This window comes from Bradyrhizobium frederickii (assembly GCF_004570865.1).
In the GTDB taxonomy this organism is placed as follows: Bacteria; Pseudomonadota; Alphaproteobacteria; order Rhizobiales; family Xanthobacteraceae; genus Bradyrhizobium; species Bradyrhizobium frederickii.
The window spans coordinates 46,914-60,923 of record NZ_SPQS01000030.1 but is presented as its reverse complement, the minus strand read 5'-3'; the positions used below and the strand labels follow the sequence as shown (position 1 = coordinate 60,923).

General features: G+C 65.1%; 15 protein-coding genes. 9 read left to right on the top strand and 6 right to left on the bottom strand.

Translation table 11 applies throughout. The annotated features are described in order from the left end of the window. Window positions 1-2: 2 nt before the first annotated feature. Both E4K64_RS34330 and E4K64_RS34325 read left to right on the top strand, forming a co-directional pair. Complete coding sequence (locus E4K64_RS34330) at window positions 3-701, top strand: helix-turn-helix transcriptional regulator (protein ID WP_135167301.1); 699 nt, start codon at window positions 3-5, stop codon at window positions 699-701. A gap of 5 nt (window positions 702-706) precedes the next feature. After that, the gene (locus E4K64_RS34325) at window positions 707-1,030 is read left to right on the top strand and encodes a YkgJ family cysteine cluster protein (RefSeq protein ID WP_164718861.1); all 324 of its coding nucleotides are present in this window, start codon (window positions 707-709) and stop codon (window positions 1,028-1,030) included. On the opposite strand, the gene E4K64_RS40695 is transcribed toward E4K64_RS34325, so the two are convergent. Further along, entirely contained in the window at window positions 1,027-1,425 is a 399-nt protein-coding gene (locus E4K64_RS40695; protein WP_167772412.1) for a hypothetical protein, read from the bottom strand. The genes E4K64_RS34325 and E4K64_RS40695 overlap by 4 nt on opposite strands. Before the next feature lie 311 nt (window positions 1,426-1,736). Then, window positions 1,737-2,084, bottom strand: a complete 348-nt coding sequence (locus tag E4K64_RS34315) for a DUF3307 domain-containing protein (protein WP_209312007.1) — start codon at window positions 2,082-2,084, stop codon at window positions 1,737-1,739. Window positions 2,085-2,499: 415 nt separating this feature from the next. Between E4K64_RS34315 and E4K64_RS34310 the strand changes: the two genes are divergently transcribed. From E4K64_RS34310 to E4K64_RS34300, 3 genes are all read left to right on the top strand, one after another. Then, a complete protein-coding gene (locus E4K64_RS34310) occupies window positions 2,500-3,945 on the top strand; it encodes a TAXI family TRAP transporter solute-binding subunit (RefSeq protein ID WP_135167297.1) in 1,446 nt (481 codons plus the stop codon). Between the two features lie 292 nt (window positions 3,946-4,237). Beyond that, complete coding sequence (locus tag E4K64_RS34305; protein ID WP_135167296.1) at window positions 4,238-5,344, top strand: cyclic nucleotide-gated ion channel; 1,107 nt, start codon at window positions 4,238-4,240, stop codon at window positions 5,342-5,344. A 13-nt stretch (window positions 5,345-5,357) separates the two neighbouring features. Continuing rightward, a complete protein-coding gene (locus E4K64_RS34300; RefSeq protein WP_135167295.1) occupies window positions 5,358-6,143 on the top strand; it encodes an enoyl-CoA hydratase/isomerase family protein in 786 nt (261 codons plus the stop codon). A gap of 216 nt (window positions 6,144-6,359) precedes the next feature. Here E4K64_RS34300 and E4K64_RS34295 read toward each other — a convergent pair whose 3' ends face one another. Further along, on the bottom strand, window positions 6,360-7,004 hold the full coding sequence (locus tag E4K64_RS34295) for a glutathione S-transferase family protein (RefSeq protein ID WP_135167294.1): 645 nt from the start codon (window positions 7,002-7,004) through the stop codon (window positions 6,360-6,362). 89 nt (window positions 7,005-7,093) lie between these two features. Between E4K64_RS34295 and E4K64_RS34290 the strand changes: the two genes are divergently transcribed. Next, entirely contained in the window at window positions 7,094-8,074 is a 981-nt protein-coding gene (locus E4K64_RS34290) for a helix-turn-helix transcriptional regulator (protein ID WP_135167293.1), read from the top strand. A 137-nt stretch (window positions 8,075-8,211) separates the two neighbouring features. Next, on the top strand, window positions 8,212-8,460 hold the full coding sequence (locus E4K64_RS34285) for a hypothetical protein (protein WP_135167292.1): 249 nt from the start codon (window positions 8,212-8,214) through the stop codon (window positions 8,458-8,460). A 55-nt stretch (window positions 8,461-8,515) separates the two neighbouring features. Here E4K64_RS34285 and E4K64_RS34280 read toward each other — a convergent pair whose 3' ends face one another. The 3 genes from E4K64_RS34280 to E4K64_RS34270 form a co-directional block, all read right to left on the bottom strand. Next, window positions 8,516-9,463, bottom strand: a complete 948-nt coding sequence (locus E4K64_RS34280) for a fatty acid desaturase (protein WP_135167291.1) — start codon at window positions 9,461-9,463, stop codon at window positions 8,516-8,518. A gap of 16 nt (window positions 9,464-9,479) precedes the next feature. Continuing rightward, window positions 9,480-10,496 (bottom strand): alpha/beta fold hydrolase, encoded by a 1,017-nt coding sequence (locus E4K64_RS34275; RefSeq protein ID WP_135167290.1) that lies wholly within the window; start codon window positions 10,494-10,496, stop codon window positions 9,480-9,482. 138 nt (window positions 10,497-10,634) lie between these two features. Beyond that, window positions 10,635-11,438, bottom strand: coding sequence for an MBL fold metallo-hydrolase (locus E4K64_RS34270; protein WP_135167289.1), 804 nt, complete (start codon window positions 11,436-11,438; stop codon window positions 10,635-10,637). Window positions 11,439-11,611: 173 nt separating this feature from the next. Here E4K64_RS34270 and E4K64_RS34265 point away from each other — a divergent pair, with 173 nt between their 5' ends. Beyond that, window positions 11,612-12,814, top strand: coding sequence for an MFS transporter (locus tag E4K64_RS34265; RefSeq protein ID WP_135167288.1), 1,203 nt, complete (start codon window positions 11,612-11,614; stop codon window positions 12,812-12,814). Further along, window positions 12,715-13,968 carry a helix-turn-helix domain-containing protein gene (locus tag E4K64_RS34260; protein ID WP_235884869.1) on the top strand — a complete coding sequence of 418 codons (1,254 nt, stop codon included), beginning with the start codon at window positions 12,715-12,717 and terminating at the stop codon, window positions 13,966-13,968. The genes E4K64_RS34265 and E4K64_RS34260 overlap by 100 nt, the downstream gene beginning before the upstream one ends. Window positions 13,969-14,010 lie beyond the last annotated feature (42 nt).

The window sequence follows — 14,010 nt, the reverse complement described above, 5'->3', positions numbered from 1 at the left end:
TCATGAGACGCGCTGACCGGCTGTTTCAGATCATCCAGGTGCTGCGGCGGACGCGGAAGCCGCTGACAGCGGACGCCATCGCGGCCGAGCTCGAGACCTCGAAGCGCACGATCTATCGCGACATCGCAACGCTGATCGGCCAGCGCGTGCCGATCCGCGGGGAAGCCGGCATGGGCTACATCCTGGAGAAGGGATTTGACCTGCCGCCCTTGATGTTGACACCCGACGAGATCGAGGCGGCCGTGCTGGGCGCACAATGGGTCGCCGGCCATGCCGATTCGGCGCTGGCGCGCGCGGCCGAGGATCTGATGGCCAAGATCGCCGACACCGTGCCTGAGCGCCTGCGCCCCTTCGTGCTGGAGCCGGCGAGCCGCGCGCGTCCAAGCTGGAACAGGGAGCCGGACCGCCTGGACATGGCGCGCACCCGCACCCAGATCCACGAAGGCAAGAAGATCATGCTGCGCTATCGCGACGAGCAGGGCCGCGCCAGCGAGCGAACGATCTGGCCGATCTCGGTCGGCTATCTCGAAGCTGTGCGCCTGCTCGCCGCCTGGTGCGAGCTGCGCGGCGACTTCCGCAGCTTCCGCACCGACCGCGTGGTGGAGGCGAACTATCTCGACGAGAAATATCCGGAACGACGCGACGTACTGCGCGCAAGATGGCGGCAGAGCCTGGTCTGGGGCCCGCCAAAGGACACGTGACAAGGATGCAAGAGAGCTCCCCCATCGATCCGTCGAGCTGCTGCCAGAGTTGCGGCGCGTGCTGCGGCTATTCGGCCAACTGGCCGCGCTTCTCGATCGAGAGCGAGGAAGAGCTTGCTGCGATTCCGGAGACGCTGGTCAACGAACGCCAGTCCGGCATGCGTTGCGAGGGCGATCGCTGCTCGGCCCTGCAGGGGGACATCGGGAAAGCCACGGCGTGCGGCATCTATGCGATGCGGCCGGAGGTGTGCCGCACCTGCATGCCGGGCGATGCCGAATGCGCGATGGCGCGGCGGAAGTTCGGGTTGCCTTCTATCGCTATCGTTTAGGCCGGAACTGCTTCGCCGATCTCGTCGTCAAGCTCGTCCTCGAGCGGCGCGAGCACCGAGAGCGGCTTGGTCGACAGCGTGATCGGCTTGCGGCCGCCCGACAGCGACGGCGAGGCTTTCGCCGCGCCCTCCCGCGACAGCGCATAGAGCGTCGAGCCGACCCGGCCGCCGTTCTCGATCAGGTCGCGCTCGCTGCAGCTCGCCGCGATCACGACCGCCAGCGAGTGCAGATGGTTGCGGCGATAGCAGAACAGCGCCAGCCTGGCGCGCGCGTCAGGGGAAACACTCTCAACCAACCTCGGCAGGCCACTCTCGCTGGCGCGGTACATCTCGCCAAGGAGTTCGTCGCGAACCGGGCAGAAATCGCTTTCAAAGGCGTTGCGGCTTGAAAACATTGCAGTTCTCCCTCGTGTGAGGAAGATGCAGCGCAATTCTCTAATGAAAGGTTAACCACGCTGGCCGGTAGTCACCCGGGGTGCTTGCGCGTGGGCCGCGAATTGGTGGGGCGCGGGGTCGCAAATGCTGCCCCGCGTCATGGCCGGGCTTGTCCCGGCCATCCACGGAGAACCAAGCGGCACGAAGAACGTGGATGCCCGGGCCTTCGCCGCGCCGAAGCGGCTACGGCCGCGCAGGCGAGACAAGCCCGGGCATGACGACCTTTGATGCCAGCGATTGCTTCCAGCCAGAGGCCGCAGGAGGCCCGCCGTCAGTTCGCCGCCATGAAGATGGAAAGGCCGAAGCCGGTCAGATGATGCAGCGCCTGATCGACGCCGATCAGGGTCCAGAACCAGGGATGCGTCAGGTCGACCCCGAAATTCGCCGAGACGAACCCCTTGGCACGGTCGATCGTGATGTGGATCACGAAGTCGATGAAGGCCACGAACCAGAATTTCGGCGCCACGATCAGGATCAGAGGCAGCGCGACCGCAAGGTGAACGAGGCAGTGCACCAGAAGCGGCAGGGCCCAGCCGTGCTTCTGGTCCTTGCCGTGCGCCATCCAGGCGGTCTGGAGGACGAAGTCGGCGATGATGTGCTTGAAGGTGAGCAGCAACATCCAGCCAATGAGCGCTTCGACCGGAACCGCCGATGACATGGGTGGAAACGACAAGGCTGACGCCCTCATTGACGTGACAACAAAAATTGGAGCGTTCAGCGCAACTTATTCTTGGACCAGTTCTGGACCGGTCAAATCGCCGGGAGGCGCGATTTATGCCATCTCCCGCGGCGGAATGCAGCCGGGGGAACCGGAAATTCGCCAAGTGTGGCTAACCGGGCATAGGACGCCCCATCGCCGCGGAAGCCTCGCGTAAGGTTACCTTCGGCTCGAAATTTGCTTTCCGTGACCTTCGCGCTATCATCGCGGATAGAGAATATCGTTCTTTTTTCAGGCGTTTACGAATTTGAGGGCGCTCCCCGCGATCACATCGGCGTGCCGCCCGCCACCGAAACAATAAGGCCAGAGTGCTGCCATGAGTACTGAAGGCCCGACCTCGTCGCTCACCGAACCGCCGCCCCGGCGCCCCAAGGTGATCAAGACCAATCAGCAGCAGGTCTTCCTCTACGTCGTGCTGACCCTGCTGTTGTCGCTGGCCACCGTCTGGGGCGGCCGCGCGATGCTGCACAATTCGGAAACGCTGACCTTTGCCGTCGGCGCTCCCAACAGCGACGAGGCGCTGTTCGCGGCCAAGCTCGCCACGGTGCTGACGTCCAACGCCTCGCGCTTCCGGATCAAGATCGTCAACAACGCCGACAACGCCAAGGCGCTCGCGCAGTTCGACCGCAAGCAGGCCGACCTTGCCGTCCTGCGCACCGACGCCAAGGTCCCGCTGCGGGCGCGCACGCTTGCCATCCTCGAGCACGATCTCGTGCTTCTGCTCGGTCCCGGCAACAAGAAGATCAAATCGATCGCCGAACTGAAGAAGAAGAAGGTCGCCGTTTTCGCCGAGAGCGAATCCTCCCTCGCCTTCGTCCGCAGCGTTCTCGACATCCCCGACGGTCCGGACGCGGCGAAGATCCAGATGGCGCCGCAGGGCGCAACGCTCGACAAGCTGTTCGCACCGGCAAACGGCTTTGGCGCGGTCATCGCCATCGTCCATGCCTCCAGGGCGGTGCGGGACAAGGCCTATGAGCAGGTCGCCAGGCGCGGCGGCTTCACGCTCAACGCGATCGACGAGGCCAAGGCGCTGGCGCGCAAGCTTCCCGGCATTTCCAGCGAGACGCTGACGGCAGGCACGCTGTCGACATCCCCGAAAATTCCCGATGACGACCTCGACACGATCGGGCTGGAATGGCTGCTGGTCGCACAATCCAGGATGTCCCCGACCACGGCAGGCGAGCTCGCCCGCATCGTCTACGAGAACAAAGCCGCGCTCGGGCTCGACAACGGCTTTGCCACCAGGATCGAGCCGGCCTCTGTCGAGAAGGACGCCTTCGTGATCGCGCACCAGGGCGCGGCCGATTACATCAACGACGACACCAAGTCGTTCATGGATAAGTACAGCGACCTGATGTATCTGGGCGCCGCCGCGCTCAGCATCATCGGCTCGATCTTCGCCGCGATCTACGCCAAGATCACCCGCATCGCGCCGGAGAAGGCCAGCGAACTCTCCACCGCCATCCTCGACATCGGCGAGCGGATCGAGCACGCCCACTCGCTGGATCAACTCGAATGTCTTCAGGACGAGCTCGAGGGCATCCTGCGCGGCGCCGTCATCGGATTACGAGACGGCACGATCAGTACCGATGGGCTCGACACCTTCAAGCTGGGCTACGAGTTCGTCCGCGACGAGATCGGCATGCGGCGCGACTATCTGAAACGCCATGCCAACGAGACCGGGAAGCCGGCGCCGGGCGCCGGCCCTGCCCCGCACGACGACAGCAATGTCGTGGTGGTGAAGACCGCCCAGAGCGCCTGAGAAGTCGGGTCGTTTGGGGCCGCCATTCTTGTCCCGGACAAGCCGCGTCGCCAAAGGCGCTGCCGCGCAGAGCCGGGACCCAGAAAGCCGGGGATGCGCTGCTGCATGGGCCCCGGCTCTGCAGCGCATCACTACGTGCTGCACTGCGTACGGGGCACGAGGCTGGGTTGTGGCTTCCCCCTTATCATACCCCTGCCCGTCGTTGACGGCCCCCACCGGGGCGGGCACTTTGGCGCCGACGTCCCAGCCGGGATTCCAAAGATTTACCCCAGAGACCGAGCCGCCCTCCCGCATGTCCAAGCCGCTGATTTCCGCTCTGGCCCAGTTCGCGGCCGTCACGGCCGGCCGCAACATGACCAAGGCGGCCTATGTCGCGGTCACCGTCGGCGTGCTCTGCATGGTATTGCTGTCGGACAAGCGGGCCCATGAGGCGCACGGCTGGATCAGCGCTCTGCTCTGGACCTGCCTCGCCTATTTCGTATTCGAATGGCTGGTCCGGCTGCGCCACATGACGCAGCATGGGCGGCTTTCGCTGTACATGTCCTCCTCCGCCGGGCTGGTCGACGCGATCGGGGCTCTGGCGGTGCCGGTCGCGCTGGTTCTCGGCGTCGAGCCCCGGACGGCCTGGCTGCTCGGCGTGCTCTGGGTGCTGAAGGTGGTGCCTGGAATTCCGGGCCTGCGGCAGCTTCGCCGCGTGCTGGTGCTGGAATCCGGACCTCTGGTCAGCGTGCTCGTGATCTTCCTGATGGTGGTCTTCCTCGCCTCCGTCGCCGAATATTTCCTGGAGCGGGACGTGCAGCCGCAGACCTTCGGCAGCGTGCCGGCCGCGCTGTGGTGGGCCGTGGTGACGCTGACCACGACGGGCTACGGCGACGTCGTGCCGGTCACGCCGCTCGGGCGGCTGGTGGCGGCCGCGGTGATGATCTCCGGCCTCGGTGTGTTCGGCCTCTGGACCGGTATCCTGGCGACCGGATTTGCCGCCGAGACGCGGCGCGACAACTTCCTCAAGACCTGGGAATCCGTCAGCAAGGTGCCGTTCTTCGCAACTCTGGGACCCGCTGCCATCGCCGACGTTACCCACATGCTGCGGACCATTGAGCTGCCGGCGCGCACCACGATCATCCGCAAGGGGACGCAGGGCGATTGCATGTATTTCATCGCCGCCGGCGAGGTCGAGGTCGAGCTGCCCGGCAAGAAGGTTCAGCTCGGCGACGGCGCCTTCTTCGGCGAGATGGCGCTGCTCGGCAACAACAAGCGCGGCGCCAACGTTTCGACCACGAAAGTGTCGCGGCTGCTGGTGCTCGACCTCGTCGACTTCCGCGTGCTGATGGCACGGCACCCCGATCTCGCCGAGACCATCGACGCCGAGGCGAAACGCCGCGCGCTCGAAAACAAGTAGGATGGAGACAAGAATGTCGGACATCACCGACGCAGCGACTGGCCCCCTGCTCGAACGCGACGGCGCGCGCGCCACCATCCGCCTCAACCGGCCGAAACATCTCAACCGGCTCCAGGCGGAAGACCTCGAGGAGCTCGTCAGGCTGTTCGACCTGATCGAGACCGATCCTGATATCCGCGTGCTGGTGCTGACCGGCACCGGCCGCGCCTTCTCCGCCGGGTATGACCTCAACTCAGTCGCCGAGCGCGCCGTCAGCGCAAACGAGCAGCAGAGCGCGGGCTCTGCCTTCGAACTCGTCGTCAACCGGCTGGAGGATCTCGGCGTGCCGACGATCTGCCGGCTCAACGGCGGCGTCTATGGCGGCTCGACCGATCTCGCGCTCGCCTGCGATTTCCGCATCGGTGTCGACACCGCCGAGATGTTCATGCCGGCGGCGCGGCTCGGGCTGCATTATTACCGGAGCGGCATCAAGCGCTACGTCACCCGCCTCGGCGTCGACAACGCGAAACGACTGTTTCTGACCGCGCAAAAGATCACCGCCCCGGAGATGCTGCGCATCGGCTATCTCACCGCCATGGTGCCGGTGGAGTTCCTGGACGAGGAGGTCGACCAGCTCGCCACGGTTCTCGCCGGCAACGCGCCGCAGGCGATGCGCGGCATGAAGCGCGCGATCAACGAATTCGCCCGCGGCGAGCTCGATGATCGCGCCGCCGACCAGCGCCACCGCGACAGCATGCGCGGCGAGGAGATCAAGGAAGGCATCAAGGCGTTCGCGGAGAAGAGAGCGCCGAGGTTTTGAGAAAGCCAAACCCACCGCTGTCGTCCCGGACAAGCGCGCCTCAGGCGCGCGCAGATCCGGGATCCATAACCACAGGGAGCGGTTATGGAGGGAAGCTGGCAACTCCGAGTCTTCGCAAAACACCTCCCTGTGGCTATGGGTCCCGGGTCTGCGCTGACGCTTGCCCGGGACGACGGCGGAGATTGCGGGTCCGCCTTTCGTCATCAACGCGCCCCCTCACGCCCCAGCCGCCTTGGCATGCTGCGCGGCCATCTCCTCATCCGCCGCATTGATGCGCTGGAATGCCGGTCGCGAGGTCATGCGCTCGGCATAGCGGACGAAGACGTCCTTCTTCGGCACGATGCCGAACATCATGGTCCAGCTGAACGCCACGCCCCACAACACATCGGCAGCCGTCATGCGCTCGCCGAGCAGATACGGCCCCCTCGACAATTGCCCTTCAAGCGCGCCGAGCATGGTGTCGTAGTCGGCATAGGGAGACTGGGTAATGGGCGCCGGCTCGCGCTGCATGAACTTGTCGATCAGCGCCGGCTCGAAGGATGAGCCGTAATAGGCGATCCAGCGCAGATATGGACCGCGCAGGGGATCATTCAGCGCGGGCGTCAGGCCCGCCTGCGGAAAGAGATCGGCGAGATAGATGGTGATCGCGACCTGCTCGGTCACGAGCGCCTCGCCGTGGCGGATCGCCGGGACCTTGCCGAGCGGATTGATGGCGAGATAGGCCGGCTGCCGCTGCTCGCCGGCCTTCATGTTGAGGACGTGGAGATCATAGGGCGCGCCCAGCTCCTCCAGCAGCACTCGCGTGCCGGTGGCGCGGCTTTGCGGCGAGTAATACAGCGTGATGCGGTTCGGATCGGTCATGGCAGGTTCTCCTGGGGCGCTCTCTGGCGAGGCGCACCTTGTAGAGGCTCATACCTGACATCCTCTGTCAGGTATGGTTTAAGGAAATCATGCGCGCGAGCCGGATGCTGTCGATCCTCACCACCCTCCAGGCCAGGGGGCAGGTCACCGCGCCCGAGCTTGCGGAGGCCTGCGAGGTCTCGGTGCGCACGATCTATCGCGACATCGACGCGCTCGCGGCCTCGGGCGTCCCCGTCTACGCCGACCGCGGCGCAGAGGGCGGCTATCGCCTGCTCGACGGCTATCGCGTGCGACTGAACGGCCTGTCACAGAGCGAGGCCGGCGCACTGTTCCTGACCGGATTGCCTGGCCCTGCGGCCGCCCTCGGCCTCGATGTGGCGATGATCGCCGCGCAGAATAAGCTGATGGCGGCGCTGCCTGCCCATCTGCGCGAGGACGCCAACCGGATGCAGGAGCGCTTTCACCTGGATGCGCCGGGCTGGTTTGGCGAGGCGGAAGAACCAAAACATCTGCGCACCATCGCCGGCGCGGTGTTGCGCGGGACATTGATGAAAATCCGTTACCAGAGCTGGCGTTCCGAGAAGCAGCGCCGCCTCGCGCCGCTCGGCCTCGTGCTGAAGGGCGGGAACTGGTACCTCGCGGGCCAAGTCGATGCCAGCGTGCGCACCTATCGCGTCGCGCGCGTGCTCGACTGCACGGCGCTCGACGAAAACTTCGAGCGCCCCGCCGATTTCGATCTCGCCGCCTATTGGCAGGCCGCGACGCTTCGCCTCGAGGCCGAGATGCATCCCAATGTCGCGGTGGTGCGGCTGTCGCCGTTCGGCGTCAAGCTGCTCGACGCACTGAGCCAGCCTTACGTCAAGGCACGCACGCAGCTCGCAGAGACCAGCGATGCCGACGGCTGGCGCATTGCGCGCGTGCCTGTCGGCAAGACATCCTGGCACGCCGCAGCCGAATTGTTGCGGCTGGGCCCCGAGGCCGAAGTGCTGGAGCCCACAGATCTCCGCGACCGGATGACGGAACTGACGCAGGCAATGGCCGCGCGCTATCGCGCGGCGCGGAAAACATGACGCCGGCACATTTCGCCGCAGTCCACGAAACAATCCTGAAACACGATTCTCCTCATCCCGCGTGAACGCGATCGCATCTCGGCCCGACCGAGATGCAGGGACACAACAATGGCCCTAGCGCCAAATGGAGAATGAAGATGTTTCGTAAGCTTGCTCTTGGTCTGATCGCCGCCGGTACGCTCGGCGTTGCCGCTCTGGCCCCCACCGCCGCTTCGGCCGGCGGTTTCCATCACCATCACGGTCATCACCACTGGGGTCCCGGCTGGGGCTTCGGCGGTCTCTACGTCAACACCGGCGTCAGCAACTGCTACCAGGAGCGCCTGGTCCAGACCCGTCACGGCCTGCGCGTGCGCGTCGTCAACGTCTGCGCCTACGGCATGTACTGATACCAGCCTCCACGACAAAGCTCCGGTCGCACCGCGGCCGGAGTTTTGCGCGCGCCTAGCCGGCCTGCCGCTGCCGGCGAAACCAAGCCCAGGTCTCGCGGGTCGTCCTGACGTAGCCGTGGCCGCGATGGACGATCTCGCCGTCGATGATTGCGTTCAGCTTCGGCAGCGCGTGAAACGGGATCGAGGGATAGGCGTGGTGCTCGACATGGTAGGGCATGTTCCACGCGAACCATTTGACGAACGCGGCGGTGTAGGTGGTGCGCGTGTTCTCATAAGCGCTGCGGGTGCGCTCGCAACCGGTGTGCTCGGCATAGAGATAGGGCCGCAGGAAGAACTGCCCGATGATGAGCGGGACGATCCAGACCCAGAGCAGCAGCGCTGACGTAAACCACAGCGAGAGCGCGAGCAGCAGAGCATAGAGCGCGACATAGGCTCGCGCCTCCGTCACGATGACGGCGCGCTTGCCCTCGGGGATCCAGGGCACGGTGACGCTGCCGGTGATGGCATGGCCGAGCATCAGCCTGAGACGGCCGGCGACCTGGAGCAGGCCGCTATAGGCGATCGCGAGCTGCGTGTCGGATGTCGGTTTCACCCCGACGATCAGCTCGGGATCCTTGTCAGGATCCTGGGTGTAGCGGTGATGATCCCAGTGAAACAGGCAGTAATATTCGTAGGGCAATCCGATGATGAAGGCCGAGACGTGGCCCACGGCGAGATTGAGGCCGCGGCTCCTGAACGCGGTCTTGTGCGCGGTCTCGTGCACCGCCATGAACAGGAAGGCGACGACATAGCCCTGCACCGCCATCAATGGCAGCGCCCAGAGCACGCCCCATCTCGACGAAACCACAGAGATCAGCGCGCCCACCAGCACGATCGCGCCATAATGGCCAAGGGTCTGCATGGCGCCCCTGAGATCGGAGCGGACCGACAATTCGCGCAGCATCGCCGACGTCAGCGGCTTCAGGCGATGGCCAGGCTCTGAAACGGTCGCATCGGTCATGATCGAAATGCCTGTCCTACTTGCCGAGAAGCGCCGCGACCTCGGCCTTGAGGAAGGCCTGGTCGCGCGGATTGTTGACTGGGTTGCCGGCGCGATGGCCATGCAGCGACGGGATCGGACGCAGCACGGCCGATTTCGCGTTCACCAGCCGGCCGAGCTCGTCCTCGTTGTCGCGCAGGTCGAAATAGCGATCGGTCGCGCCCGGCATCAGCAGCATGTGGGCCTTGATTGCCGCCAGCCCGCGATCGAAATCGCCTGCGAACGTCGCGCAGCGGCTGATATCGCCGTTCTGCCAGATGCCGATCTGCGCCAGGAGATCATTGGCGTCGCGCCGGGCAAATGTCGCGTCCCAGGTGCGGACGAGATAATCCTCCAGCGAGGTGAAGCCGGCCTCGCGCCAGAGCTCGTCGCGATAAAAGCCGTGCGACATCGCCCAGCCGGCATAGACCCGCCCCATGGCGCGATAGCCGGCGACCGGCTTCTCGGCGAAGCGACCGTCGCGGAAGGCGGGATCGGCGGTGAGCGCGGCCTTCACGCTTTCCAGGAAGACGTAATTGTAGGGCGCGCAACGCGCACTGCCGCAGACCACGGCCGCGCGCTCAACCATCTCGGGATGCAGCGCCGCCCAGTGATAGGCCTGCATGCCGCCCATCGACCAGCCATAGACCATGGCCAGCTTCGAAATGCCAAGGCGCTCGGTGAGGAGGCGGTGCTGGACCGCGACGGCATCGTGATAGGTCACCTCGGGAAATGGCGCGGGGGTATTCGACGGCGAAGATGACAGGCCGTTGCCCAAAAGGTTCGGGATGATGACGAAGTAGCGCGTGGGGTCGAGCACGCCGTCGGGCCGGATCAGCCATTCGGTGTCGACATGCTGCGCGCTGAACGAGGTCGGATAAAGGATGACGTTGTCCCTGGCCGGGGTCAGCGTGCCATAGGTCTTGTAGGCGAGCTTCAGCGAGGGGAAGACGGCCCCGGATTGCAGCATGACGTCGCCGGCGTCGAAAATCTCGTAATCCTGCAGCCCCGTCATGCGTCCAACTCCCGCTCACGCGGCCGCAGGGTGCGGCGCTTCCACGATGCATCGATCATGCCGGGCTCGCATCTGCGTCATCGCAGTTTATACTGTACTTATAGTACAGTTATTTAAGACGAGCAAGATAAATCCGGCTCAGGCGATGGCTGCCAGATAGCGCGCAACCGACGCCGCGAAGGCGGCCTTGGCGCCCCTGGCGATGTTGCGCCCCCACCACGCGCCATAGATGCGATCGAAGGCGAGCGGCTCGACGGCTGCCGCGATCCGCCGCACCGCGGCTGCATTGAGCGGCATGTAGTTGGGGTAGGAGTACATGAAGCTGACGAAGCGGCGGTCCATCGTCACCTGGGCGATGTCGCCGGTGAGCAGCGCCCCTCTGCCGTCCGCACTGCGCGCCGAGTGCAGCATGGTGGCGCCGGCGAAATGACCGCCGGTTCGCAGCAGCAGCAAATCGTCGGAGATCCGATGGCTTTCGCCCGTCCAGTGCACGATCGAAGAATGCGGTCGCGTGACGAATGCGCGATCGTCCGCATGCAGATAGACCGGCACGCCGCCAAAGGTGTCGCTCCAGTCGGCGACCGCGCCGTAATAGTGCGGATGCGAGATCGCGATCGCCTTCAGTCCGCCGAGGGCTGCGACGTACTGGATGGCTTCATCGGCTGCGAGCGGAATGCAATCCCACATCACGCAACCGTCGCCTTGAGGCACCAGCAGCGCGCGCTGCCCGATGGCGAAGCTCGGCTCCAGGCCGATGCCGGTGAGGCCAAGATCGTCGCGGCCCACCACTCGGTGCTCCCGCGCCAGCTCCTCGCGCGTGAGAAAGCTCTGTCCCTTCCAGTTCACGAACTGCCGCTCGTCCCCACAGATCACGCAGGAGGCGGGCGGATTTCCGCCGTTCGGGAATTGCGCGCCGCAGGTTTCGCAGGTCCAGAGAGGCATGGTTCGAGCTCCGTGGGAAGATCGCAGGATGACATTGCGAACAAGCTTTCAGCAAGGTCGATGAGCGTCAGGAGTGACGGGAACCAACGCGGCGAGCGCCCGTTACGTTCAGATCAACGCCAGATCGATTGGCCAACAGGATCACGACAGACGAACAGCATGCTTGGGTATCGATGACATCGCGGCCTCCCTCCCCGTCCCGTATCTGGCCTCTGTTCGCGCTCAATTTCTTCATGGCCGACATGCAGTCTGGCATCGGCCCGTTCGTCGGCGTCTTCCTCCAGGAGCGCGGCTGGGCGACCGGGCTGATCGGCACCGCGATGACGATCGGAAACGTCGCCGGCATGTTGGTCACGACGCCGATCGGCGGCTTCATCGATTCCAGCCGCAACAAGCGCCTGTGGGTCGTCATTCCCGGCATCTGCGTCGTTCTCGCCTCCGCCATCATCCTCATCTCGCAGAATTTCTGGGCGGTGACGTTCTCCCAGGTCGCGCAATCGCTGGCGAGCGCCGCGATCGTGCCGGCGGTGACGGGCATCACGCTCGGCATCGCCAAACAAAAGGGCTTCAACGCGCTCAACGGCCGCAACCAGGCGTTCAACCACGCCGGCAACATGGTCGGCGCGGCATTGTCGGGCTATCTCGGCTACAAGTTCGGCTATGTCGCCGTCTTCGTTCTGGCCGCAATCTTCGGCGCCATCGCAATCGCCTGCGTGCTGATGATCCCTGCCAAGGCGATCGACGACCGCGCCGCGCGCGGCTGCAAGGAGGACGATCCCGACAGCGCGCCGGACGCGTTCACGATGCTGCTCAAGCACCGCGCCCTGCTGGTGCTGGCGCTGGCGCTCGCGCTGTTCCATCTCGGCAATGCTGCGATCGTCCCGCTCTACGGGCTTGCAGCGGTCGCCGAGGGACAGGCCAACGGCCCGAGCTTCGTCGCAACCACCGTGGTGATCGCACAGGGCGTGATGATCGTGACCTCGCTGATCGCGATGAAGGCCGCGAGCAAGCGCAATTACTGGCCGGTCATCCTGATCTCCTTCATGTTCCTGCCCATCCGCGGCGTGCTGGCGTTCTTCGTCACGGGATGGTGGGGCGTGGTGCCGATGCAGGTGCTCGACGGCATCGGCACCGGCCTGCAGACGGTCGCCGTTCCCGGCATGGTCGCGCGCGCACTCAACGGCACCGGTCGCATCAATCTCGGCCAGGGCGCCGTGATCACGGTGCAGGGCGTCGGCGCCAGCCTCAGTCCCGCGCTCGGCGGCTGGATCGCACAATGGATCGGCTACGGGCCGACCTTCCTGCTGCTTGGCGGCTTTGGCCTCGCGTCGATGGTGCTGTGGTTCGCGTTCGGGGCGGCGGTGAAGAAGTACTGAGCTTTGACATCGCCGTACAGGAGGTCGCGACGCAACGGGTCCGCCTTCGATCTGCGCCCACAAGCAGGCTGCGGCACCTGGTCGCTGGCTCAGCGCGCAGTTGCGAGTGGCTTTTCGCGCAATCCAGCGTTTTTCTGGTTGCCGCCCCCGGCGACCCCGACGAAAATGCTCACCGCAATGAAACGGCAACCTTCCCGCGATCGATGACCCAGCCTCAGCTCTCATTCGATGGCGATCCGAACGGTCCGGCCTACGAAAGATGGCGCGAGCAGTTCTGTCGCCAGGTGGCGAACGTCGATTTCGTGCCGGTCGGCGACGGGCGAGTCCACCGGACCATTGTGCCTTCGATTCTTCCCCGTATCAGGCTCTCGGCCTCCTTCGGCACCCCAATGTCTTTCGTGTCATTGGGGACGAACGACGAATTGGTGATTACAACCTCGCCCAATTCGGCGTTGAGCGGAGCCATGGGAAAGCGCCCGCTGGAGATCGCCGCCGGTGACATCACCATCGGCGACCCCTCGATCAAAGGCGCCCATATCACCCAGACGGCGCACGGCAATTTCCAGACCGCGCTGCTGCCGCGCAAGGCGCTGCTGCGCGCATGCCCGAATGCCGAAGACCTGATCGCGCAGTCGATCTCCGGCGCCAATCCGATCACGTCGATGTTCCTGAGGTATTACGACCTTGCGCAAGCGCATGCCGGCAAGCTCGCACCCGCAGAGCTCGACGCGGTGTCGCAGCATCTGTTCGACCTCGCCGTGCTGATGATCGGAGCCCGCGGCGATGTCGCCGAAGAAGCCCGCATGCGCGGCCTTACGGCAGCTCGCTTCGAGACTCTCAAATCCGAGATCCTGGCGCAGCTGGACAGCCCCGGACTGTCGCTCACCGGTCTTTCGGCCGCTCATCGAATCAGCCCACGTACGATCCAGCTGCTGTTCGAGCAGGCCGGCATCACCTATAGCGGCTTCGTGCTGGAGCAACGCTTGCTGCGCGCCGAGCGGCTACTTCGAAATCCCGCCATGCGCACCCGCAAGATCATCGAGATCGCCCAGCTCGCGGGTTTCCACGACGTCTCCTATTTCCATCGCGCGTTTCGCCGCCGCTTCGGACAGACCCCGGACGACGTCCGGAAGCTTTCCGGCGAGGCCGGCTAGGCGAACTCGACCACGATCTTGCCGAAATGGCTTCCCTGCTGC